The 22,624-nt window shown below is 71.4% G+C and carries 22 protein-coding genes, 1 tRNA gene and 1 pseudogene; 10 read left to right on the top strand and 14 right to left on the bottom strand.

Features of this window, described 5'->3' with window-relative positions; genetic code table 11:
• Positions 1-7 precede the first annotated feature (7 nt).
• Both ABZ795_RS09750 and ABZ795_RS09745 read right to left on the bottom strand, forming a co-directional pair.
• Positions 8-1,378: an FAD-dependent oxidoreductase gene (locus tag ABZ795_RS09750; RefSeq protein ID WP_327024261.1), complete on the bottom strand. Its 1,371-nt coding sequence runs from the start codon at positions 1,376-1,378 to the stop codon at positions 8-10.
• A gap of 13 nt (positions 1,379-1,391) precedes the next feature.
• Positions 1,392-2,540 (bottom strand): glutamate--cysteine ligase, encoded by a 1,149-nt coding sequence (locus ABZ795_RS09745; RefSeq protein WP_327024262.1) that lies wholly within the window; start codon positions 2,538-2,540, stop codon positions 1,392-1,394.
• Positions 2,541-2,806: 266 nt separating this feature from the next.
• On the opposite strand from ABZ795_RS09745, the gene ABZ795_RS09740 reads away from it, so the two are divergent.
• On the top strand, positions 2,807-4,219 hold the full coding sequence (locus ABZ795_RS09740) for a carbohydrate-binding protein (protein ID WP_357529975.1): 1,413 nt from the start codon (positions 2,807-2,809) through the stop codon (positions 4,217-4,219).
• Positions 4,220-4,331: 112 nt separating this feature from the next.
• On the opposite strand, the gene ABZ795_RS09735 is transcribed toward ABZ795_RS09740, so the two are convergent.
• Positions 4,332-4,991: a DedA family protein gene (locus ABZ795_RS09735; protein WP_357529974.1), complete on the bottom strand. Its 660-nt coding sequence runs from the start codon at positions 4,989-4,991 to the stop codon at positions 4,332-4,334.
• 101 nt (positions 4,992-5,092) lie between these two features.
• Positions 5,093-5,683, bottom strand: a complete 591-nt coding sequence (locus ABZ795_RS09730; protein ID WP_357529973.1) for a DUF1349 domain-containing protein — start codon at positions 5,681-5,683, stop codon at positions 5,093-5,095.
• 61 nt (positions 5,684-5,744) lie between these two features.
• On the opposite strand from ABZ795_RS09730, the gene ABZ795_RS09725 reads away from it, so the two are divergent.
• Both ABZ795_RS09725 and fabG read left to right on the top strand, forming a co-directional pair.
• Positions 5,745-7,397 carry an alpha-amylase family protein gene (locus tag ABZ795_RS09725; RefSeq protein WP_357529972.1) on the top strand — a complete coding sequence of 551 codons (1,653 nt, stop codon included), beginning with the start codon at positions 5,745-5,747 and terminating at the stop codon, positions 7,395-7,397.
• A 140-nt stretch (positions 7,398-7,537) separates the two neighbouring features.
• On the top strand, positions 7,538-8,296 hold the full coding sequence (fabG, locus tag ABZ795_RS09720; protein WP_357529971.1) for a 3-oxoacyl-ACP reductase FabG: 759 nt from the start codon (positions 7,538-7,540) through the stop codon (positions 8,294-8,296).
• 98 nt (positions 8,297-8,394) lie between these two features.
• Here fabG and ABZ795_RS09715 read toward each other — a convergent pair.
• A pseudogene (locus ABZ795_RS09715) lies at positions 8,395-8,799 on the bottom strand (hypothetical protein); the annotation flags it as partial.
• A complete protein-coding gene (locus ABZ795_RS09710) occupies positions 8,792-9,178 on the bottom strand; it encodes a hypothetical protein (RefSeq protein WP_327024268.1) in 387 nt (128 codons plus the stop codon). The gene ABZ795_RS09710 and the pseudogene ABZ795_RS09715, both read right to left, overlap by 8 nt.
• Before the next feature lie 143 nt (positions 9,179-9,321).
• On the opposite strand from ABZ795_RS09710, the gene ABZ795_RS09705 reads away from it, so the two are divergent.
• Entirely contained in the window at positions 9,322-10,230 is a 909-nt protein-coding gene (locus ABZ795_RS09705) for a Gfo/Idh/MocA family oxidoreductase (protein ID WP_357529970.1), read from the top strand.
• 10 nt (positions 10,231-10,240) lie between these two features.
• On the opposite strand, the gene ABZ795_RS09700 is transcribed toward ABZ795_RS09705, so the two are convergent.
• Positions 10,241-10,429: a DUF2795 domain-containing protein gene (locus ABZ795_RS09700; protein ID WP_327024269.1), complete on the bottom strand. Its 189-nt coding sequence runs from the start codon at positions 10,427-10,429 to the stop codon at positions 10,241-10,243.
• 86 nt (positions 10,430-10,515) lie between these two features.
• Between ABZ795_RS09700 and ABZ795_RS09695 the strand changes: the two genes are divergently transcribed.
• Positions 10,516-11,772 carry an erythromycin esterase family protein gene (locus ABZ795_RS09695; protein ID WP_357529969.1) on the top strand — a complete coding sequence of 419 codons (1,257 nt, stop codon included), beginning with the start codon at positions 10,516-10,518 and terminating at the stop codon, positions 11,770-11,772.
• Positions 11,773-11,844: 72 nt separating this feature from the next.
• Here the strand turns inward: ABZ795_RS09695 and ABZ795_RS09690 are convergent, their stop codons facing one another.
• Both ABZ795_RS09690 and ABZ795_RS09685 read right to left on the bottom strand, forming a co-directional pair.
• Positions 11,845-14,085, bottom strand: coding sequence for an MMPL family transporter (locus ABZ795_RS09690; RefSeq protein WP_357529968.1), 2,241 nt, complete (start codon positions 14,083-14,085; stop codon positions 11,845-11,847).
• A gap of 34 nt (positions 14,086-14,119) precedes the next feature.
• Positions 14,120-14,668: a TetR/AcrR family transcriptional regulator gene (locus tag ABZ795_RS09685; protein ID WP_357529967.1), complete on the bottom strand. Its 549-nt coding sequence runs from the start codon at positions 14,666-14,668 to the stop codon at positions 14,120-14,122.
• A gap of 128 nt (positions 14,669-14,796) precedes the next feature.
• Between ABZ795_RS09685 and ABZ795_RS09680 the strand changes: the two genes are divergently transcribed.
• Together ABZ795_RS09680 and ABZ795_RS09675 are read left to right on the top strand one after the other, a co-directional pair.
• Entirely contained in the window at positions 14,797-15,567 is a 771-nt protein-coding gene (locus ABZ795_RS09680) for an isocitrate lyase/phosphoenolpyruvate mutase family protein (protein ID WP_357529966.1), read from the top strand.
• A 65-nt stretch (positions 15,568-15,632) separates the two neighbouring features.
• Positions 15,633-16,595 carry an ATP-dependent DNA ligase gene (locus ABZ795_RS09675; protein WP_357529965.1) on the top strand — a complete coding sequence of 321 codons (963 nt, stop codon included), beginning with the start codon at positions 15,633-15,635 and terminating at the stop codon, positions 16,593-16,595.
• A gap of 75 nt (positions 16,596-16,670) precedes the next feature.
• Here the strand turns inward: ABZ795_RS09675 and ABZ795_RS09670 are convergent, their stop codons facing one another.
• Entirely contained in the window at positions 16,671-17,207 is a 537-nt protein-coding gene (locus tag ABZ795_RS09670) for a hypothetical protein (protein ID WP_327027445.1), read from the bottom strand.
• A 235-nt stretch (positions 17,208-17,442) separates the two neighbouring features.
• On the opposite strand from ABZ795_RS09670, the gene ABZ795_RS09665 reads away from it, so the two are divergent.
• Positions 17,443-17,838 (top strand): protein kinase, encoded by a 396-nt coding sequence (locus ABZ795_RS09665; protein ID WP_357529964.1) that lies wholly within the window; start codon positions 17,443-17,445, stop codon positions 17,836-17,838.
• The gene (locus ABZ795_RS09660; protein ID WP_357529963.1) at positions 17,784-18,143 is read left to right on the top strand and encodes a hypothetical protein; all 360 of its coding nucleotides are present in this window, start codon (positions 17,784-17,786) and stop codon (positions 18,141-18,143) included. The genes ABZ795_RS09665 and ABZ795_RS09660 overlap by 55 nt, the downstream gene beginning before the upstream one ends.
• 158 nt (positions 18,144-18,301) lie before the next feature.
• On the opposite strand, the gene ABZ795_RS09655 is transcribed toward ABZ795_RS09660, so the two are convergent.
• From ABZ795_RS09655 to ABZ795_RS09640, 4 genes are all read right to left on the bottom strand, one after another.
• A tRNA-Arg gene (locus ABZ795_RS09655) sits at positions 18,302-18,376 on the bottom strand.
• A gap of 126 nt (positions 18,377-18,502) precedes the next feature.
• Positions 18,503-19,195: a winged helix-turn-helix domain-containing protein gene (locus ABZ795_RS09650; RefSeq protein WP_357529962.1), complete on the bottom strand. Its 693-nt coding sequence runs from the start codon at positions 19,193-19,195 to the stop codon at positions 18,503-18,505.
• Between the two features lie 198 nt (positions 19,196-19,393).
• Positions 19,394-20,050, bottom strand: coding sequence for a DUF305 domain-containing protein (locus ABZ795_RS09645; protein WP_327024298.1), 657 nt, complete (start codon positions 20,048-20,050; stop codon positions 19,394-19,396).
• A gap of 1 nt (position 20,051) precedes the next feature.
• Entirely contained in the window at positions 20,052-20,858 is an 807-nt protein-coding gene (locus ABZ795_RS09640) for a DUF3105 domain-containing protein (RefSeq protein ID WP_327024299.1), read from the bottom strand.
• A 100-nt stretch (positions 20,859-20,958) separates the two neighbouring features.
• On the opposite strand from ABZ795_RS09640, the gene argS reads away from it, so the two are divergent.
• Positions 20,959-22,623, top strand: coding sequence for an arginine--tRNA ligase (gene argS / locus ABZ795_RS09635; protein WP_327024300.1), 1,665 nt, complete (start codon positions 20,959-20,961; stop codon positions 22,621-22,623).
• Position 22,624 lies beyond the last annotated feature (1 nt).

Genomic DNA, 22,624 nt, shown 5'->3' with positions numbered 1-22,624 from the left:
CGAGGGGTCAGCGGGCCAGGGCGTCGACCGCCTTGCGGGCGGCGACCAGCACCGGATCCCAGACCGGGGCGTACGGCGGGGCGTAGCCGAGATCCAGGGCGGTCATGTCGTCCACCGTCATCCCGTTCCACAGCGCCACCGCCAAGGTGTCGATCCGCTTGGCCGCCTCGGACCAGCCGACGATCTGGGCCCCCAGCAGGCGACCACTGGGCCGTTCGGCGAGCAGCTTGACCGTCATCGGGCGGGCGCCCGGGTAGTAGCCGGCCCGGCTGGTCGACTCGGCGATCACGGAGACGAACTCGAACCCGGCCGCATGGGCCTCCTGCTCACGCAGCCCGGTACGCCCCACCTCCAGCTCACAGACCTTGGTCACCGCGGTGCCGATCACCCCGGCGAAGGTGGCGTATCCGCCCCCGATGTTGATGCCGGCGACCCGGCCCTGCTTGTTGGCGTGGGTGCCCAGGGGTACGTGCACCGGCATCCCGCTGACCCGGTGCAGGGTCTCCACACAGTCCCCGGCGGCCCACACCCCGGGCACCCCGAGCACCCGCATCCGGCGGTCCACCCGCAGCCCGCCGGTAGGACCCAGCGGCAGACCGGCCGCCTCGGCCAGGGCGGTGTTGGGGCGTACGCCGAGGCCCAGGACGACCAGGTCGGTCGGGATCGGGCCGGCGTCGGTCTCCACGGCGGCCACCCGGCCGTCACGTTCGGACAGCCCGGTGACCTGCACCCCGGTACGGATGTCCACCCCCAGCCCGCGCATCGCGTCGGCGACCAGCCCGGCCATGTCGGGGTCGACCGTGGACATCGGCTGCTCGCCCCGCTCCACCAGGGTGACCGACAGCCCACGCAGTACCAGGGCCTCGGCCATCTCCACCCCGATGTAGCCGCCGCCGACCACCACCGCGCTGCGGGGCTGCGGGTCGCGGTCCAGCCACTCGCGCAGCGCCGAGCCGTCGTCCAGGGTCTGCACCCCGAACACCCCGGCGGCCTCGGTACGCGCCCAGTCCGGCTTGGTCGGCACCGCCCCGGTGGCGTACATCAGGAGGTCGAAGGATTCCCGGACCTCGCCGCCGCCCTCCAGGTCCACCGCGGTCACCTCGCGACGGTCCAGGTCGATCGCGACCACCTCGTGGCGCAGCCGTACGTCGATGTCGTACTTCTCCCGGTGGGTCGCCGGGTCCCGGGCGATCAACTGCTCGGCCTCGGGCACCAACCCGCTGATCCAGTACGGGATCCCACACGCCGAGTACGAGGTGAAGTGCCCCCGCTCGAAGGCGACGATCTCCAGATCCTGGCGGTCCCGACGCCGTCGGGCCTGGGCGGCGGTCGCCATCCCGGCGGCGTCGCCACCGATGACGATCAAACGTTCGGCCACGGCAACCCTCCTGTCAGGCCGGGGCCTCGCCCCGGGTCTGTCGCGCCACCTGCGCCACCACATCCTCCAACCGTCCGGTCCGGGCGTACGCCATCCGCTGCCGCGCCGCGCCGGTGCCGTGCTCGCGCAACCCCTCCAGCAGCCCGGTCACCTCGGCGTGGTCACCGTGGCGTTCCAGGGCCGACCCGAGCCGCCCGACGAGTTGGTGCAGCAGGTCCCAGGCCGGTCGCAGCTCACCGTTGGTCGGGTCGACCGCCGAGCCCTCCAGCCCGTCGTGGGCGGCCCGCCAGTGCGCGCCGACCAGCAGGTGATGGTCGGTGGGCAGGGGTGGCCGACCGGCGGCGATGTCGTCCAACGCGGTCGCCACCAGGCCCCGGACCAGGGCGGCGACCAGGACGGCGTCGTCCACCGTGGGGCAGACGTCACCGATGCGCAGCTCCACCGTCGGGTACTTGGCCGACAGTCGGGCATACCAGTAGAGCATCCCCTCGTCGAGCATCACCCCGCTGGCGATCAGTTGGCGGATCAACCGTCGGTAGTGCTCGTGTGAGGCCAGGTAGGGGGTCGGGGCCACCGAGGGCCACCGTTCCCACTCGATCGAGCGCCAACTGGCGTAGCCGGTGTCCTCCCCCCGGCTGAAGGGCGAGTTGACCGTGATCGCGTGCAGGATCGGCAGCCAGGGGCGTACGTGGTTGAGCACCTGCACCCCGGTGTCGGGATCGGGCACCCCGACGTGGACGTGCATGCCGTTGTTGCCCGGCCCGGGGACCAGCAGCCGGTACCGCTCGATCATCCGGTCGAAGCGGGGCTTGTCGACCACCGGCGGCACCGGCCCGTCGACCGGTCCGGTGCCGATCGCCAGCAGCCGGGCACCGGCCCGCTCGGCGGCCTCGGCCAGGGCCGACCGCAGCAGGCCCAGGGAGTGCCGGATCGAGGAGAGCTCCACCCCCGGTGGGCTGCCGATCTCGATCTGACTGGTCTGGAACTCGCGCTCCACCTGCCCGCGCAACTCCGGGGGCACCTGCTCCAGCACCTCGTCGACGGCCGGCACCGCAGCCCCGGTGTCCGGGTCGACGAGCAGGAACTCCTCCTCGACGCCCACCGTGAGCAGGTCGGTCTGTTCCGCCGGAGGGTTCGGAGCCACCGCAGGCTGCCTGACCATCGCCACCACCGTCCGCACCTAAGCCGGGGCGGTAGGTCCGCACCGGGTCGCGGCGGCAATTACCCGCAGTGGCGGTCCCCGGAAACGCCGCCCGCGCGTGGCGTACGGCTCGTCTGTCGCCTCATGGCGGCGCGGGGTGGGCGCGTCCCTTGCTCGGTCCGGCGTGGGTGGCGCGGACGAACCTATCGACATTGACAACTGTCCGGGAGGGCCGTACAACTCATCGAGAGAGCGCTCTCTCACTCGTCCCGTAGAGAGGCAGACCGATGACCCCTGTCCCGGCGGCCGCGCCCGCCCTACCCGCCAGACGCCGGCTGTCGCTGGCGATGGCCCTGCTCATCACCGCCACCACCGGCCTGGCCGGGCTGACCGCGACCGCCGACGCCGCCGTGCCGCCGCCCCCGTCCGGCTGGAGCCTGGTCTGGAGCGACGACTTCACCGGTGCCGCCGGCACCCTGCCGTCCGCCAGCAACTGGATCATCGACACCGGCACCAGCTACCCGGGTGGCCCGCCGAACTGGGGCACCGGCGAGATCCAGACGTACACCAACAGCACCGCCAATATCAGCCACGACGGTGCCGGCAACCTCCGGATCACCCCGTTGCGCGACGGGGCCGGCAACTGGACCTCGGCCCGGATCGAGACCGTCCGCAGCAACTTCAAGGCCCCGACCGGCGGGGTGCTGGCCATCGAGGGCCGCCTCCAGATGCCGAACATCACCGGGGCCGCCGCCGCCGGCTACTGGCCGGCCTTCTGGGCCCTCGGCTCCCCGTACCGGGGCAACTACCAGAACTGGCCCGGCATCGGCGAGTTCGACGTGATGGAGAACGTCAACGGGCTCAACACGGTGTGGGGGGTGCTGCACTGCGGGGTGGCCCCCGGCGGGCCCTGCGACGAGTTCAACGGCATCGGTGCCTCCCGGGCCTGCCCGGGCAGCACCTGCCAGTCGGCCTTCCACACCTACCGCTTCGAGTGGGACGCCTCGGTCAGCCCGCAACAACTGCGCTGGTACGTCGACGGGCAGCTCTACCACACCGTCAGCCAGAGCCGGGTCGGTGAGCCGTACTGGTCGCAGATGACCAACCATGCCGGTTACTTCCTGCTGCTCAACGTGGCGATGGGCGGGGCCTTCCCGAACGGGGTGGCCGGCAGCACCACCCCCACCTCGGCTACCGTGCCCGGTCGACCCATGCTGGTCGACTACGTGGCCGTCTACAGCCGAGGTGGCGGCAGCACCCCGCCGCCCACCACGCCCCCGCCGACCGGTGGGGTGCGGGACGCGTACGCGACCATCCAGGCCGAGTCGTTCAACGCCCAGAACGGCGTGCTCGTGGAGGCATGCTCCGAGGGCGGGCAGAACATCGGCGCGCTGCGCAACGGCGACTGGGTGCGCTACGACAATGTCGAGTTCGGCTCCAGCGGCCCGCGTGACTTCGTGGCCCGGGTCGCCTCCGGTGCGGCGGGCGGGGTCAGTGGCCTGGTAGAGGTGCGGCTGGACAGCCCGACCGGTACCCCGATCGGCAGCTTCGCCATCGCGAACACCGGCGGCTGGCAGAGCTGGCGGTCCGTACCGGGCAACGTGTCCTCGGTGACCGGGCGCCGCACGGTCTACCTCACCTTCAGCAGCGGCCAACCCAACGACTTCGTCAACGTCAACTGGTTCCACTTCCGCCGCTGACCTGCCAGCAAGCCCTCCCTCCCACCGCCCTCCCGGGGTGGAGCAGGCCCCCTCGCCCCCGGGGCGGGGCGAGGGCGGCGGGCGAGGGCGGGGGTGGGAGGGAGGGAGGGGTTTAGGGGTGGGAGGGGGTTCGGGGGTGGGTGCGGCGGCGGTGTTTCTTGATGGCCCAGGAGACGATCATCAGGGCGAGGATGGCCAGGATGGCGTAGTCGAACCAGGAGCTGTAGCGGTCGATCTGATCCCAGCGGGAGCCCAGGGCGTACCCCAGGGCGATGAAGAGGCCGTTCCACAGGGCGCTGCCCAGGGTGGTCAGGGTGACGAACTCGGCCAGGGGCATCCGGTTGGCGCCGGCCGGGATCGAGACCAGGCTGCGGACCACCGGAGCCATCCGGCCGAAGAAGACCGCCCAGCGGCCGTACCGTTCGAACCACCGGTCGGCCTTCTCCAGGTCCTCCAGGTCCACCAGGGGCAGCCGGTCGAGCCAGCGTTTGAGCCGGTCCTCACCGACCACGGCGCCCAGCCAGTAGAGCACCAGGGCGCCCAGCACCGAGCCGACCGTGGCCGCGACAGTCACCACCACCACGTTGAACCGGCCCTCGCCGGCCAGGTAGCCGGCCATCGCCAGGACGATCTCGCTGGGGATCGGCGGGATGATGCTCTCCAGGGCGACCAGCAGGGCTACCCCCAGCGGTCCAGCCGCGTCGATCACCCCGGCCACCCAGCCGGTCAGGCCGCCGAGCTGACTGGGATCGACATCCTGGGCGAGCGCCATCGCGATGCCTCCGTGGTTAGTCGGCGTAGCCCGCCGCGAGCAGGCGGCGTACCGACGTTCCTACCCGGTGCGGCCCCGGTGGACACCCGGCTGCAGAGTCGTCACTCCTGTGGGTGCAGGGTCGTGTCGGCCGGGCCCTGCCGCCAGCCGCTGAAGCGCACGGTCAGTGCGCCTCGGGTGGGGGAGCAGCAGTAGGGGCCGGCGGCGGCCGGCGCGTCGGCGGGCAACGGGGCCAGCCGGACCAGTTGCCACTCTCCACCGGCCGGGCGGGCGCGTACGGTCAGGGCGTCACCGGCCCGGCTGACCCGTACGGTCACCTCCCGGCCTGCCCACTGCGGCACCGGCGCTACCGACCAGTCGGAGAACTCCCGGGTCACCACCGCCCCGACCTGCGGCTGGCCGTCGCTGACCTCCACCCCGGCCTTCACCCAGTTCCGGTCGTCCACCCACACCAGCACCCCGGCCTGGTCGAACTGTTCGGCGTAGTCCAGCCGGAAGTCCACCTCCATCGCGCTGCCGACCGGGAGGTCGACGAGCAGGGCCGGGGCGTCGTCGTGCACGAATCCGTAGCCGGTGTGCCGCCACAGGTCACTGCCCGGGCCCGGTTCTACGCGCAGTCCGCCGTCGGCCTCCTCGATCGCCTGCACGGGTCGTCGATGCCAACTGCCACTGGACCAATCGATGTCTCGCACCACGGAACCGTAACGGGCCGTCGGGTTTGCCGTGGCCCGGCCGGGGAGAAGGTACGGGGGCATGTCTGACAGGTGGTACTCGGAGGCGGTCGTGTACTGCCTCGACATCGACACCTTCGCCGATTCCGACGGCGACGGGGTGGGTGACTTCCAGGGTCTGATCGGTCGACTCGACTATCTCGCCCGGCTAGGAGTCACCTGCCTCTGGCTCAACCCCATCCATCCCTCACCCAACGAGGACGACGGGTACGACGCCACCGACTTCTACAACGTCGACCCCCGACTCGGCACCCTCGGCGACTTCGCCGAACTGCTGCACCAGGCGAGCAACCGGGGCATCCGGGTGATCATCGACCTGGTGGTCAACCACACCTCCAACCAGCACCCCTGGTTCATCTCCGCCCGATCGTCGCCGGACTCGCCGTACCGGGACTGGTACATCTGGTCCGATCATGAGCCGGCGGACCGGCACCAGGGCATGGTCTTCCCGGGCGAACAGCACGAGACCTGGACCTACGACCGCACCGCCAAGGCCTGGTACTACCACCGGTTCTACAAGTTCCAGCCCGACCTGAACATCGAGAACCCGCAGGTCCGGGCGGAGATCAAGAAGATCACCTCGTTCTGGCTCCAGCTCGGTGTCTCCGGCTTCCGGATGGACGCGGTGCCGTTCATCATCGAGCGCACCGAGCCCGGCAACCCGGACTCGCCGAAGGACTTCGACTTCCTCACCGACCTGCGCCAGCATGTGCAGTGGCGGCGCGGCGACGCGGTCCTGCTGGCCGAGGCGAATGTCGAGCCGGATCAGCTGCCGGCCTTCTTCGGCGACGGCAGCGGCTCGGGCAACCGGATCCACATGCTCTTCGACTTCATGCTCAACGGTCGACTGATGCTGGCCCTGGCCCGCGAGGACCCCGAGGTGATCATCGAGGCGCTGCGGGACACCCCGAAGCTGCCTACCGGCGGCCAGTGGGCGACCTTCCTGCGTAACCACGACGAGATCGACCTGTCCCGGCTCACCGCCGACCAGCGCAACGACGTGTTCGCCAGGTTCGGTCCGGACGAGAACATGCAGCTGTACGGCCGGGGCATCCGCCGTCGGCTGGCCCCCATGCTCGGCAACGACCGTCGGCACATCGAACTGGCCTACTCCCTGCAGTTCTCGCTGCGGGGTACCCCGGTGCTGCGGTACGGCGAGGAGATCGGGATGGGGGAGGACCTGTCCCTGGAGGGGCGGGACGCCATCCGTACCCCGATGCAGTGGTCCTATCAGGACAATGCCGGCTTCTCCACCGCCGAGCCGGAGAAGCTGATTCGCCCGGTGATCGACAAGGGGGAGTACGGCTACCAGCAGGTCAACGTCACCGCCCAGCGCAGGGATCCGCGTTCCCTGCTGGGCTGGTTCGAACGGATGATCCGTACCCTGCGGGAGGCGCCGGAGACCGGCTCGGGCAGCACCACCTACATCGACGTACCGATGCCCCCCGGGGTGCTGGCCCATCGGGCGGACGGGCCTACCGGGACGATGGTCTTCCTGCACAACCTGAGCACCGAGGACGTAGAGGTCGACCTGAGCACGCTGGCGCCGGAGGCGGACCAGCCGATCGACGTGCTCAGCGACCACAACTACGACGACCTCGGCAAGCTGGACCGGCTCAAGCTGGCCGGCCACGGTTACCGGTGGATCCGGCTCCGCCTGGGCCACGACCGGTAGGCGGGGCGTCGAAAAGCGTCCGCAGCCAGGCACACCGAAGGTGGGGCCGGCAGCTCTCCGGCCCCGTCTTCACCGGCCCTGATCGGGCGTACGACTGGGTTAAGCTCCTTCGATCGAGCCCAAGTTACCGGGAGGTAAGCATGTCGGAGGAGCCCCGCGTCGCCATCGTGACCGGAGCCGCGCGCGGCATCGGCGCGGCGACCGCCCGCCGGTTGGCCGCCGACGGCCTGGCCGTGGCCGTGGTCGACATCGAGGAGTCGGCGACGAAGGAAACCGTGGACGCGATCAACTCGGCCGGTGGCCGGGCCCTCGGGGTGGGCGCGGACGTGTCCGACCGGGCCCAGGTGGAGGCCGCCGTCGACCGGGTCGTCGCCGAGTTGGGCGCCCCGACCGTACTGGTCAACAACGCCGGGGTGCTCCGCGACAACCTGCTGTTCAAGATGACCGACGCCGACTGGGACACCGTCCTGGGCGTACACCTGCGGGGTGCCTTCCTGTTCAGCCAGGCCGCGCAGAAGCACATGGTGGAAGCGAAGTGGGGGCGGATCGTCAACCTCTCCAGCACCTCCGCCCTGGGTAACCGGGGGCAGGCGAACTACGCCGCGGCCAAGGCCGGTATGCAGGGCTTCACCAAGACCCTGGCCATCGAGTTGGGCCCCTTCGGGGTGACCGTCAACGCGGTCGCGCCCGGGTTCATCGTCACCGACATGACCGCCGCCACCGCAGCCCGGATGAAGATCGACTTCGAGGCGATGCAGAAGCACGCCGAGTCGGAGATCCCGGTCCGGCGGGTCGGCCGACCCGAGGATGTCGCCCACACCATCTCGTTCCTGGCCAGCGAGGGCGCGTCCTTCGTCTCCGGCCAGGTGATCTACGTGGCCGGCGGCCCCCGGGACTGACCCCTCACCCGGCCGCTCCGCCGACGTCGGCTCGGCTCTTCCGATGTTAGGAAGGGTCCCTTCCTATGCACCAGGCGTTAAGAAGGGGCCCTTCCTTACCGGGTCTTGTAGAGCCAGGCCAGGCCGAGGACGGGCAGGACCAGGGGGATGTAGCCGTAGCCGCTGCCGAAGCCGGACCAGACCGTCTCGTCCGGGAACAGGTCCGGCCGGGCCAGGCTGAAGGCGCCCACCCCCAGCACCCCGACCAGTTCGACGAGGCAGCAGGCCAGGGCCACCCGACGGCCGGCGTGCCCGGCCCGGGCCAGGCCCACGGCCGCCACGATGTAGACCACCGCGGCCAGCGCGGAGAGCAGGTACGCCAGCGGGGCCTCGTCGAACCGGGTGACGATCTGCAAAGTGGCGCGGCTGGTGGCGGCGATGGCGAAGACCAGGTAGACCGCGATCAGCAGCCGGCCGGGACCGCTGTTGGTCCGCAGCGGCTGGGCGGTACCCGGCTCAGCCACCGAGCACCTCCCAGGTCTGCTGGAGACGGACCACGACCACCGGGGTGACCAGGCAGATCGCGCAGACGATCGCCGAGCCCCAGCGGGTCGGTTCCATCCGGGCCAGCACCCCGGCCAGCGGCGGCAGGCAGACCAGGGTGACCAGGTAGCCGAAGAAGGCGCCCGGCTCACCGGGCTGGTCGCCACCGGCCAGGGCCACCCCCGCCATGATGGCCAGCCCCAGCAGGGCCAGTTCCAGGACCCCCAGGCCGATCAACTGAATCCAGTCCGGGGGCCGGTGGCGCAGTGTGGCGATCAGCGCCCATCCGGCCACCAGCAGGGACAACACGATGGCGGCAACGGCCAGTACGCCGTCGACCGGTGACCCGGCCGCGTTCACCTGAGCCCTCCGCTGCTGGTTCCGATCACCGGCCCACTCTACTAACCCGCGTAGTAAGAGGAGTCGGCACGCCCGCCGTACGGCGCGCCGACTCGCTCGGCGGGCAACGGTTAGCGTGGGCGCAGACGAGGGCGGAGGTACCGGTGATGCGGTTCGGGTTGTTCGGTACGGGTCACTGGGCGGCCCAGACGCACGGGGCGGCACTGGACGCGCACCCCAGGGCGGAACTGGTCGGGGTGTGGGGGCGCAACCGGGATCGGGCCGCCGCGCTGGCCACCCGGTACGGCGTACCGGCCTTCGACGAGGTAGACGAGTTGATCGAGGCGTGTGAGGCGGTCGCCGTGGCGCTGCCCCCGGACGTGCAGGCGGAGATCGCCGTACGGGCCGCCTCCGCCGGACGTCACCTGCTGCTGGACAAGCCCCTGGCGTTGACCCTCGCCGACGCCGACCGGGTGGTGGAGGCGGCCACCGGATCGGGGGTGGCCTCGGTGGTCTTCTTCACCGGCCGGTACCACCCGGAGGTGGCCGGTTTCATCGCCGCGGCGGCTGCCGCCGGTGGCTGGCACACCGCCCGGGTGATCCGCTTCGCCTCGATCTTCCAGCCCGGCAGCCCGTACGCCCAGTCGGCCTGGCGGCGCGAACACGGTGCCCTGTGGGACGTCGGCCCGCACGCCCTGGCGGTCCTGCTGCCGGTGCTGGGCCGGGTGACCCGGGTGGCGGCCGGCGACGGGCTGGGCGGCCTGGTGCATCTGCTGCTCACCCACACCGGCGGTGCCACCAGCACGGTGTCGCTGAGCCTGGACGCCCCGCCCGCCGGGGTGGCGGCGGAATTCACCTTCTACGGGACGAACGGCATCGAAACCCTGCCGCCGGTGAGCGCCTCCGCGGCGACCGCCTTCGAGGTGGCGATCGATCAACTGCTGGCGGAGGTGGACGCCGGCACCCGGGATCACCGGTGCGACGTGCGCTTCGGCCGGGAGGTGGTCGGGGTGCTGGCCGCCGCGGAGACCGCCCGCGTCCTGGGGACCGTCATCGACCTGCCGAATCCCTGATTAATTGCCCCTAGCGGGCGGGCAGGAGGTCGGACAGTTCGGCGGCGGAGCCGATCTGGTCCACCGGCAGGGCCCGTACGGCCTGCAACTGTTCGGTGCTGGCGCCGTTCTCCTGGCACCAGCGGATCAGGTCCTCGCGGGAGACCGGATACTCCAGCCCCGCCAGGTACTCCGGTAGGGCGCCGCCGCGGTCGGTCATACCGTGCGCTCTACCCACCCGAGCGCCTCGGCACACCACCGGAGCACCCTCGCGTTTGCCCGTGCGGGTCCCGGGTAGCCGCAGGCATGCTGGTACAGCGGCTCGGTGCGCCGAGCGACCTCGACCCGTTGCTGGAGCGAGCCCGGGACGCTCGGGTGGTGATGATCGGGGAGGCTACGCACGGCAGCCACGACTACTACCGCATCCGGGAACAGCTCACCCGGCGGCTGATCGCCGAGTGCGGGTTCGACTTCGTCGCGGTGGAGGGGGACTGGCCGGACTGCGACCGGGTGCACCGCTGTGTGGTCGGCGCGGCCGGTGGCGCGGTCGATCCGCTGGTGGCCCTGGAACGGTTCGAACGCTGGCCGACCTGGATGTGGGCCAACGCCGAGGTGGCCCGCTTCTGCAGTTGGCTGCGGGCGTGGAACGTCGAGCGGGTCGAGGCCTCCCGGGTGGGATTCCACGGCTTGGACGTCTACAGCCTGTGGGAGTCGATGCAGGCGATCTTCGACTACCTGGGCGAGGAGGACCCGGCGTCGCTGGAGGCCGCCCAGGAGGCGTACCGGTGCTTCGAGCCGTACGGCAAACGGGTCGAGGAGTACGGCCTGGCCAGCCGGTTCGTCTCCGCCCGCTGCGAGCAGGAGGTGGTACGGCTGTTGGCGCGTACCCGGCAGATCGCCGCCAGCGACGGGCCGGACGCCTTCTCGGCCTGGCAGAACGCCGAGGTGGTGGCCGGCGCGGAACGCTACTACCGGGAGATGGTCGCCGGTGGTCCCGGGTCCTGGAACGTACGGGACAGCCACATGGCCGACACCCTGGATCGGCTGCTGGAACGCTACGGACCGGACGCCCGGGGGGTGGTGTGGGCGCACAACACCCACATCGGTGACGCCCGGGCGACCGACATGGCCGACGACGGGATGCTCAACATCGGCCAGTTGGCGCGGGAACGGTACGGCGCCGACGAGGTGGTGCTGATCGGCTTCGGGGGGTGGCGGGGCTCGGTGATCGCGGCCCCAAGGTGGGGCTCGCCGGCCGAGCCGATGGTCGTACCGCCCGCGCGGGCCGGTTCGGTGGAGGCTCTGCTGCACCAGCTCATGCCGAAGCGGGCGGTGCTGGTCTTCGAGGGCCCCGACCAGCCGGGCTGGGTCACCGACACCCTCGACCACCGGGCCATCGGGGTGGTGTACGACCCCTCGTTCGAGTCGTGGGGCAACTACGTGCCGACCCGGCTGGGGCAGCGGTACGACGCCTTCATCTGGTGCGACGAGACGACCGCCCTGCATCCGCTGCCCGCCCTCACCACTCCCGGGGAGATGGAGACGTACCCGGCCGGCGTGTGACCGCCAGCCGGGTACGCGCGACGTTAATAGGGGCCCCCTGCTATACGCGAGGCGTTAACAGGGGGCCCTTCCTTACACCGTGGCCTTGGCGTCGAGTTGGGCGCGCAGCTTCTCGCCCTCGATGTCGACATTGGGCAGCGCCCGGTCCAGCCAGCGCGGCAGCCACCAGGCGGACTTGCCGAGCAGGGACATCACCGCCGGGACGATGGTCATCCGGACCACGAAGGCGTCGATCGCCACCCCGATGGCCAGGGCGAAGCCCATCGACTTGATCACCGGGTCGTCGAGGAAGACGAAGCCACCGAAGACCGCGGTCATGATCAGTGCGGCGGCGGTGACCACCCGGGCACCGTGCCCCATCCCGTTGATGGTGGCCTGCTGGGCGGTGTCACCGTGCACGAAGTCCTCCCGCATCCGGGAGACCAGGAAGACCTCGTAGTCCATGGCCAGGCCGAACAGGATGCCGATCAGCAGGATCGGCAGGAAGCTGATCAGGGGGCCCGGGGTGTCCAGGCCGACCAGGTCGGCCAGGTGACCCTGTTGGAACACCGCCACCGTGATGCCGAAGGTCGCGACGACGGTGAGCAGGAAGCCCAGCGCGGCCTTGACCGGCACCAGCAGCGAGCGGAACACCAGCATCAGCAGCAGGATCGACAGCCCGACCACCAGGCCCAGGTAGACCGGCATGGCGTCGGAGAGCTTCTCCGAGATGTCGATGCCGACCGCGGTCACCCCGGTCAGCAGTACCTCGGCGCCGGGCACCTCGGCCACGGCGTCCCGGATGTCGTGCACCATCGTCTCGGTGGCCGGGTCGGTCGGACCGGTCTGCGGAATCACTCCCAACAGGGCGGTCTTGCCGTCCGGGCTCAACTGCGGCGGGGCCACCGCGAGCACGTTCTCGGTGCCCTGGACGAGGTTGGTCACCTGCGGGATCGCCGCCGCGGTGGACTGGGCGTCGTCCCCGGCCACGACGACCGCGAGCCGGCCGGTGAAACCGGGCCCGAAGCCCTCGGTGATCAGGTCGTTGGAGACCCGGGCGGGAGAGCCGGCCGGCGCGGTGCCGGCGTCCGGCAGGGCCAGCCGCATGTCCTGCGCGGGCAGCGCCAGCAGCCCCAGCCCGAGCACCCCGACCAGGATCACCGGAATGCGGAACCTGGTGACCAGCCGGGCCCAGCGGAACCCGAAGGCCGAGCGGTCCTCACCGGCCAGGGTGGCCGCCTCCGGTGCCGCGTGGTCGGTCGAGGCGCTGCCGGCGCCCTCGGCGATCCGGGAACTGTCCTCGGTCGTCACCGGGACCACGGAGCGCAGCCGCCGGGGCAGCACCCGGCCCCCGGCGAAGCCCAGCAGGGCCGGCTGGAGGGTGATCGCGACCAGCACCGCGACGGTCACCGTGCCGGCGGCGGCCAGACCCATGACGGTCAGGAACGGGATGTTCACCACCGCCAGGCTGGCCAGGGCGATGACCACGGTGGCTCCGGCGAAGACCACCGCCGAGCCGGCGGTGCCGACCGCCCGGCCCACGGCCTCGTCGGCGGGCAGCCCGTCGAGCAGGTTCTGCCGGTATCGGGAGGTGATGAACAGCGAGTAGTCGATGCCGACGGCCAGGCCGAGCATCAGCGCCAGGATCGGCGCGGTGCTGGTCAGCTCGACGACGCTGCTGAGGGCGAACAGACCGGCCATGCCGACCCCGACGCCGATCAGGGCGTTGAGCATGGTCATGCCGGCGGCCACCAGCGAGCCGAAGGTGATGATCAGGACGAGGAGGGCCACCGCGACACCGATGACCTCGGTGGAACCCACCTCGGGCTCGGCGTTGAGCACCTCACCGCCGGGGGCCACCTGCCAGCCCTGGGCCTTCGCCTGGGCGCCGACCTTCTCGTAGGCGTCCCGCTGCTCGTCGGTCACCGTGTCGACGCCGCCGCCGAACTGCACCTGGATCAGGGCGTACTGGCCGTCGGGGGAGACCGCACCGACCTGGAAGGGGTTCACCGCGCCGAGCACCCCGGGCACGGTGGTGGCCTCCTCGGTGACCGTCTGGACCACCGCCTGCCCCTCAGGGGTGCCCAGCTGGCCGGGGTTGGGGGCCTTGACGGCGATCGTGCCGGTGGCACCGGCCGCCGCCGGGAACTGCTCGGCCAGCAGGTCGATGGCCTGCTGGGACTCGGTGCCGGGCATGGAGAAGTTGCTGGCCGTCGGGCTGCGCAGGGTCGCCGCGGCCAGGCCGAGTGCGACGAGTACGACGAGCCAGATCGCGGCGACGAGTCGCCGCCGGCGCATCGAGCCCCGGCCTAGCCGGTAGAGCAGGGTCGCCATGAGGTCCTTCCCTCAGTCGTGATGGTGCAACGGGTCAGCGGGCGGGCTCCAGGGCCCGCCTCAGCAACGCCAGCAGGGCGTCGCGAAGGTCGTCGTCGGGTACGTCGGCGAACTCGCCGCAGGTCTCGGCGATGCCGGCGAGCAGCACCAGGGCGCAGATCCGCGCGGCGGCCCGACCGGAGCGCCCGGCCAGGGCCTCGGCCAGCCGTTCGGAGATCTGCTGGATGTGCGCGAAGACGGGCTGTTGCAGCAACTCCGGGAACTCGCCACGGAGCAGGGCGATCTCCCCCCGGAAGCGGACCGCCAGGTCCACGAACCCCTCGGCGGCGACCTGCTGGGCCCGCGCGGGGTCCGGCTGGGCCACGATCTGTTCGTCGAGGGACCGCAACATCTCGATCGCCGGGGCCATCAGCTCGGTGAGGATGGCCTCCTTGTTGGCGAAGTGGTAGAGAACAGCCGCCTTGGAGCAACCCACCTCGCTGGCGATGTCCTGCAAGGAGGTGCCCCGGTAACCGGTGACGCCGAACCGTCGCGCCGCGGCGGCGAGGATCTCGTCGTGGGTCTGCGGGGTGGTGCGGGCCATGACCACCAGAATGCCTGACCGTTCGGTCAGGTGCTGACCGAACGGTCAGATCAGTGGCCTTCCCCACAGACCATGGCCGGAGGATTGGACCTCCGCCGGCCTTCTGTCGATCGCCGAGAATCATCATCATGACCAGTTCCCCGGCCCACCGGGCGGCCACGCTGCGTGCCCTGCATCACCCCGGCGACCCGCTGGTGCTGCCGAACGTCTGGGACGCCGGCTCGGCCCGGGCGGTGGTCCAGGCCGGTTTCCCCGCGATCGCCACCGCCAGCGCCGCCGTCTCCCAGTCCCTGGGGTACGCCGACGGGGAGGGCACCCCGGTCGGGGAGATGCTCGCCGCTGTCGCCCGGATCACCCGGGCGGTCGAGGTGCCGGTCACCGCCGACCTGGAACGGGGCTACCGGCTGTCCCCGGCCGAACTGGTGCAACGGCTGCTCGACGCCGGAGCCGTAGGGCTGAACCTGGAGGACTCCGACCCGTACGACGGGAACCTGGTGGACCCTGGGGCCCAGGCCGAGCTGCTGGCCGGGGTGCGGGCGGCGGCCGAGGCCGCCGGGGTGCCGATCGTGATCAACGCCCGGACGGACGTCTTCCTGCGAGGGTACGGTGAGCCGGCCGGACGGCTCGACGAGGCGATCCGCCGGGCTCGGCGCTACCTGGCCGCCGGTGCCGACTGCGTCTACCCGATCATGCTCGCCGACCCGGCCGACCTGCGTACCTTCGTCGAGGCCGTGGCGGCGCCGGTGAACGTGCTGGCCCACCCGGCGGCACCCGCCCCGGCCGAGCTGGCCGCCCTGGGAGTGGCCCGGATCAGCTACGGCCCCGCCCTGTACGCGGCCACCTACGCGCACACCGCCGAACTGCTCACCTCGGTGGCCGCCGGAGACCGGCTCGCCTGAGCATCTGCGCTAGACATCGCTGTGTTGCGATTGACCGCCGGGCGTCCAGCCGGGATGGTGGTCGGGTGAGCGGGGCGGACGAGACTCGGGACGGGGTGGCGCTGACCAACCTGGACCAGCCGTTGTTCGACGGGTCCGGCGCGACCAAGCGTGACCTGGTCGACTACCTCGACGCGGTGGCCGACCGGATCCTCCCGCCGCTGCGCGACCGACCCCTGTCGGTGGTCCGGGTACGCCCGGGGCAGCCGCCCTTCATGCAGAAGAACCTGCCCCGCTACACCCCGGACTGGGTACGGCGGGTGCCGATCTGGGCCGAGGCCTCCCGGCGGGAGATCTCGTACGCCCTCTGCGACGACCGTCGCACCCTGCTCTGGTTCGCCAACCAGCGGGCGGTCGAATACCACCCCACCCTGGCCACGGCCGAGGACCTGGGCCGTCCCACCCACCTGGTGCTGGATCTCGACCCTCCGGAAGGTGACGGCTTCGCCGCCGGGGTGGCCGCCGCCCTGCTGGTCCGGCAGGCCCTGACGGAGGCCGGGCTGGCCGGTGCGGTGAAGACCAGCGGGGCCAAGGGGGTGCACGTGTTCGTCCCGGTGGCACCCGGCCCGGACGCCGAGCAGCTCGCCGCGGCCACCCGGGCGCTGGCCGCCCGGGCGCAACGGCTGGATCCGGCGCTGGCGACCACGGCCTTCATCCGGGAGGACCGGGACGGCAAGGTCTTCATCGACCCCACCCGCACCGGCGGGGCCACCGTCGTCGGGGTCTACAGCCCACGGCTGCGTCCGGGGGTACCGGTCTCCTTCCCGGTGCCCTGGGCGCAGTTGCCGTCGGTGGCCCCGGCGGACTTCACCATCCGTACCGTCCCGGGCCTGCTGGCCCAGGGTGACCCCTGGGCGGAGCTGATGCCGGCACCGCAGTCCCTCCCCGCCGACCTGGTCGAGGAGGGCCGGACGATCCCGGTGCCGAGGGTGCAGGCCATGCACGAGGGCAGACGCCGGGCCCGCGCCCGCCGCGCCGCCGCCGATTGAGCGCGGCCGGCGTGCTCCGGACACGGCGGTGCGCCGGACCGTGGTGACGGTCCGGCGCACCGGTGATCGAGAAGGTCAGAGCATCCAGCGGTTGCGCTGTACGAAGGGCAGCTGCGCCCAGCGCCGTCCCAGACCCCAGGTGTGCCCGGCGTACGCGGCGGCCAGGACGACCAGCACCACGGCGTACATCAGGTGGGAGTCGACGACCGGGTTGGTCGAACCGGTCGGCTCGCCGGCGGCGTTGAACCGGGCCAGCGGGAAGTCGGCCAGCCACATCAGCGCCATCATCAGGCTGCCCGAGGCGGCCGCGATGCGTAGGCCGATGCCGGCGAGCAGGGCGACAGCGATGGCGGCCAGGCCGATCATGAACAGCGCGTTGGCCCACCAGGCGCCCGCGATCGAGTGGGCGATCGACTGGAAGGGGCCGACATCGACATTGGCCAGGAAGCCCTTGGTGGGGGAGCCGCCGTTGATCCAGGCCCGCTCGGTCGGGGTGGAGTAGCCGAGGCCGAACATCTTGTCCAGGAAGGCCCACCCGAAGATCAGGCCGGTGGCGACCCGCAGCACGGCCAGGGCCCGGGCGGCGGTGGTGGTGAGCATCGAGCCGGGCATCTCGGCGCGCTCGAGGGGGCGTTCGATCGAACGGTGGGTGTTGCGCTGGATGGTCATCGTTGCCTCCGGTGTCTGTTTCTTTCCCCCTTACTCTCGCCGTCGGCGGGGTCCCGGCGCGCGGGCCGGAACACCTCAAGACACCGGGACCAAGGTCCCGACCTGAGGGGGTCCCTTCAGCCCGGCTGATCGACGCGGCCGGGGCGACCTGGGCCTGGTGGTTGGTACCGTGCGGGCTGTGCAGCCCACCAAGATCGGCTCCTACCGCATCGAGCTGCGGGTACGCGAACGGTTCCGGCAGGAGGCCCGCCTGCTGTGGCGGCTGGACCACGAGCGGCTGGTCAGCGTGCACGCGGTCGGTGAACTGGACGACGGTCGGCCGTACGCGGTGCTGGCCTGGGCGGACGGCGGTAGCCTGCGCGACCGCCTGGCGGCGGGACCCCTGCCGGCGGAGCCGGGTGTGCGGCTGCTGCGCGAGGTGGCCGCGGGCGTGGCGGTGCTGCACGACAGCGACATCGTGCACGGGACATCACCCCGGGCAATGTGCTGTTCCGGACCCGCGCCACCGGCGAGGAACAGGTGCTCATCGCGGATCTCGGCCTGGCCAAGGCGCTGGCGGCCGCGTCCGGTCTGACCGCCCGGGCCGGTACCCCCGGCTACATGGCGCCGGAACAGGACGATCCACTGGCGATCGTGGACGCCCGCGCCGACGTGTACGGGCTGGGTCGTCTGGGGGGTCACCCTGCTGGCCGTACCGCAGGAGGGGCAGCAACCCTCGACGAGGTTCCGGTTGCGGCCGGGGGTGCCCTCGGCGGTGGCGGCGGTGTTGGCTACCGCTACCGCTGTGGCCCCGGCCGATCGGTACAGTCGGAGCACCTCCGGCCGCACCCGCGCCAGCAGCGCCTCCAGGGCGGCCCGGTCGCCGCTGGCGGCGGCTAGCGCCAACCGCTCGATCACACATGATCATCTGGCATCAGGGCAGTGTATGAGCCGCCGTTGAGCAGGGCGAACGCCCTCTGAGGGGGCGTTGTGGTTGGAGACAGTCAAGGCCGCTGACCGGGTTTCCCTGGTCGGCGGCCTTGCGTGCTGAGTGGCTCTGGTGCCCCCGGCAGGATTCGAACCTGCGCCCCCGCCTCCGGAGGGCGGTGCTCTATCCCCTGAGCTACGGGGGCTCAGCGACTGGAGAAGACTAGCAAACTCCTCCTGGGATCGCCGAATCGGTACTCCGGCCGGTCGTGATCACCCTTGCGACCGGGGCCCGGACCGCTCCAGCCCTGGTCGGCCCCCGGTGGGCGGGCTCAGGCGGCCACGGCCCGGCCGCAGCTCGGCAGCGGGTGCGGCACGATGCGCCGGGGCAGTCGGCGGGGCCACTCGTTGCGGGCCCAGGAGCCGTCCACGATCAGGTGCACCGTGCGCTGCTCGGCACCGCTGAGCCGCAGGACGAAGTCCCGGGGCAGCGCCGGGTCCAGCGAGGGTGTGGTGATCATGAAGCGGACCCGACCCCGGGAGGAGACCGCGGAGATCACGTCGGCGGCCGGCATGGTGCCGCGCAGGCGCACCCGGCCGAGCCAGTAGACCTCGGCTAGGTGCTCCTGGGCGGCCCGGGTGATGGCCGGGTACTCGCTGCGTACCCAGCGCTCGACCGCACCGACGCAGAGGCCGCAGGCCCGCTCGCGGGGCTCGCGGGGACCCAACCCCCAGGCCCGCAGGTACGCCCCGACCGCCCCGGTCTCCAGGGAGAGCCCGAAGTGCTGCTGGATCAGCGCTTGCAGGCTCTGTCGGGTCCAGAGCTCCTCGTCCAGGCCGAACTGGTCGGGGTGGACCCCCCGGAGGGTGTCGATCAGTTCCAACTCCTGCTCGCGGCTGAGCGTTCCCGGCTCGCCCTGCCGCTGTCCGCGACGGACGGCTGCCACCGTCCCGTCACCGCCGATGGTGTGGCGCCGGCACCAGCTGGTGACGGAACGCCGTGCGTCTCTGAGTGCAACCCCCACGTCCTGGACAACGAGTGCACTTCTCTCTAAGTAACCCCTAGAGGGAAAATCGGTCGTATGCCTCAAGTCGTGACGGAAACTCTGATCCCGGGCTTTCTGGGTTGTTCGTCATGGGGTAGCAATCCCGGGGTGCAGACAAAACGGTGCCGCCCCGCTCGGATGAGCGGGGCGGCACCGGTCACGCCGTGGGTGCCGGCCTCAGCCGACGCCCTGCTGGAGCTTGCGCAGCTCGTTGATCTCCTTCTGCTGCCCCTGCTTCATCGACTGGGCCATCCGGACCACCTCGGGGCGGTCGGTGGCCTCAAGGACTCCGTCGGCCATGTGCACCCCGCCGATGTGATGCTTGATCATCAGGTCGAGGAAGAGCCGGTCGACCTCGGGGCCCTGGGCCTCGTGCAGGCTGGCGATCTCCTCGCGGGTGGCCATGCCGGGCATCAGGCCGTTGGCGTCCACCGTGACCCCGTCGGACATCCACTCCATCGACGGCCGGGAGCCGGTCGGCAGCAGATCCCACTCCTGCAACCAGCGCTGCATATGCCCGATCTGGGCCTGCTGGGTCAGGGCGATGTCGTACCCGATCTGCCGGACCGCCGGATCCTGGCCCTTGGCGTACGCGATCATGGCCATCTCCACCGCCTGGGCGTGGTGACGGGACATGTCCCGCGCGAACCCGGCCTCGGCCGACGTCTCACCCGGCGTGCGCCCGGCGTAGAGGGTCGCGGCCGTCCAGCCGGCCCCGAGCAGCAGCAACGCCGTCATGGCCAGGGTCAGGTAGCGCAGCATCGGGGACCCCGGCCGTGGCTGCGCCGAGGCGGCCCGCTCCTCGACCGCCGTCTCCTGCACCGCGCTGGGCATGTCAGCCGCCCATCGACGGCTGCATGTCACGCGGCTCCGTGCCGGTGCCGGTGGTGTAGTTGCCGGCGGAGCAGGTGGCGCCCGGCTCCACGGTGGCGTTCTGCGCCAGGGTGGTGGCGAACTCCTTGATCCGCGGGTCGTCGGCGCTGTCGACCTTGAGCTGGTAGCCCCACGCCTGGATCGAGACCGGCTTGTCGAGGCCCTCGTACGGGCTCATCATCATGAAGTCGTTGCCACGGATCACCTCGGCCAGCTTCTCCACGTCGGCGGCGGGCAGGTCGGGGCGGTAGGTGAGCCAGACCGCGCCGTGCTCCATGCTGTGCAGGGCGTGCTCAGCGGCGATCGGCGCGTCGTAGACGTCACCGAGGCAGCGCTGCCAGGTGTTGTTGTGCGGGCCGCCGACCGGCGGGCTCTGCGCGTACTCCTGCTTGCCGGAGCGGTGCTCCGAGTTGGAGATGGCCTCCGGGTCGGTCTCGCGGAAGTTGACGATGCCCTCGATCTGGGCCGCCTTCTCCTCCCAGGTCTGGGCGCCCCGGATGGCCGCCCAGGCGCCGTACCCGATGATCGACGTGGCGAGCACGCCGACGGCGACGAAGAGGGCGATCGGGCCCCAGGGCCGGCCCTGGCTGACCTTGACCGGGGTGATTGGCTTGCGTGGTCCCTTACCGCCCCCACCAGCACGTTTGGGTGTCGCCGGCTTGGTGGAGGCGGCCTTGGTGTCGGCGGCCGGCCGGCCCGCCGCCGGCTTCTTGCCGGTGCTGACCACGGTCGGGCGCCGCTGCGGGCCGCCCGGGGTGCTGATGCTCATCGGTCCTCGTCAGGTCGGTCGGTCAGGGGATTTGGCGGCCCGGCCCCCGATGCCGGGTCGCCGCCGCGGAGGCCGAGTCTACCCCCGATAACATGGTTCGGTGACTCCCGCAGAACTCGCCGAAGCTGTCCTAGCCGCCGCTCACGCCCTCTTTGCCGACCGAGGGCTGGACCGTGCGGCGCTGCCGGAGCAGACGACGGTCGAGCGACCGCGTAACCCCGAGCACGGCGACTACGCCTCGACACTGGCGTTGCAGTTGAGCAAGAAGGTGGGGGTGCCACCCCGGGATCTGGCCGCCGGACTGGCCGCCCAACTGGCCAGCACACCGGGGATCAAGTCGGTGGAGATCGCCGGTCCGGGCTTCCTGAACATCCGGCTGGACGCCGCCGCCGCCGGCCAGCTGGCCCGCACGATCGTCACGGCGGGCCAGGAGTACGGCCGGGGCGACACCCTGGCCGGTCTGAAGATCAACCTTGAGTTCGTCTCGGCCAACCCGACCGGCCCGGTGCACATCGGCGGGGTCCGGTGGGCGGCGGTCGGCGACGCGTTGAGCCGGCTGCTGCGGGCCACCGGCGCGCAGGTCGGCACGGAGTACTACTTCAACGACGCCGGTGCCCAGATCGACCGGTTCGCCCGTTCCCTGCTCGCCGCCGCCAAGGGGGAGCCGGCTCCGGAGGACGGCTACGGCGGGGCGTACATCGCCGAGATCGCCGATGAGGTGACCGCCCGGCGGCCGGAGGTGCTGTCGCTCGACGAGGCCGCCGCCCAGGAGGTCTTCCGGGTCGAGGGCGTCGAGCTGATGTTCACCGAGATCAAGTCCTCGCTGCGGGACTTCGGGGTGGAGTTCGACACCTACTTCAACGAGAAGGACCTGCACGACCGGGGTGAGTTGGAGCACGCCCTGACCCGGCTGCGTGAGCAGGGGCACATCTTCGAGGCCGACGGCGCCACCTGGCTGCGCACCACCGACTTCGGTGACGACAAGGACCGGGTGCTGCGCAAGTCCAACGGCGAGTGGACCTACTTCGCCGCGGACTGCGCCTACTACCTGGACAAGCGGGAGCGCGGCTTCGACCGGGTCGTGATCATGCTGGGGGCGGATCACCACGGCTACATCGGCCGGATGAAGGCGATGGCGGCCTGCTTCGGTGACGACCCGGCCCAGAACCTGGAGATCCTCATCGGCCAGCTGGTCAACCTGGTCCGCGAGGGGGCACCGGTACGGATGAGCAAGCGCGCCGGCACGGTGATCACCCTGGAGGACCTGGTCGAGGCGATCGGGGTGGACGCTTCCCGGTACGCCCTGGCCCGCTACTCCAGCGACTCCCCGATCGACATCGACATCGAGCTGTGGACCCGGGCCACCCGCGACAACCCGGTCTACTACGTGCAGTACGTGGCCGCCCGGACGGCCAGCGTCGGGCGCAACGCCGCCGAGGTCGGGCTGACCCGGGGCGAGGCGGACGCCTTCCGCCCCGAGCTGCTCGACCACGACAAGGAGAACGAGCTGCTCAAGGCGCTCGCCGAGTTCCCCACCGTGGTCGCCGCCGCCGCCGAGCTGCGCGAGCCGCACCGGGTGGCCCGCTACCTGGAGGACCTGGCCGGGGCGTACCACCGGTTCTACGACAACTGCCGGATCCTGCCGCGTGGTGACGAGGAGGTCACCGACCTGCACCGGGCCCGGCTCTGGCTCAACGACGCCACCCGGGTGGTCATCGCCAACGGCCTGCGCCTGCTCGGCGTCTCGGCTCCGGAGAGGATGTAGT

This window comes from Micromonospora sp. NPDC047134 (assembly GCF_040643455.1).
Lineage (GTDB): Bacteria > Actinomycetota > Actinomycetes > Mycobacteriales > Micromonosporaceae > Micromonospora.
Note: the sequence above shows the minus strand (reverse complement) of the source record. Positions and strands in the feature narration are given on the sequence as shown.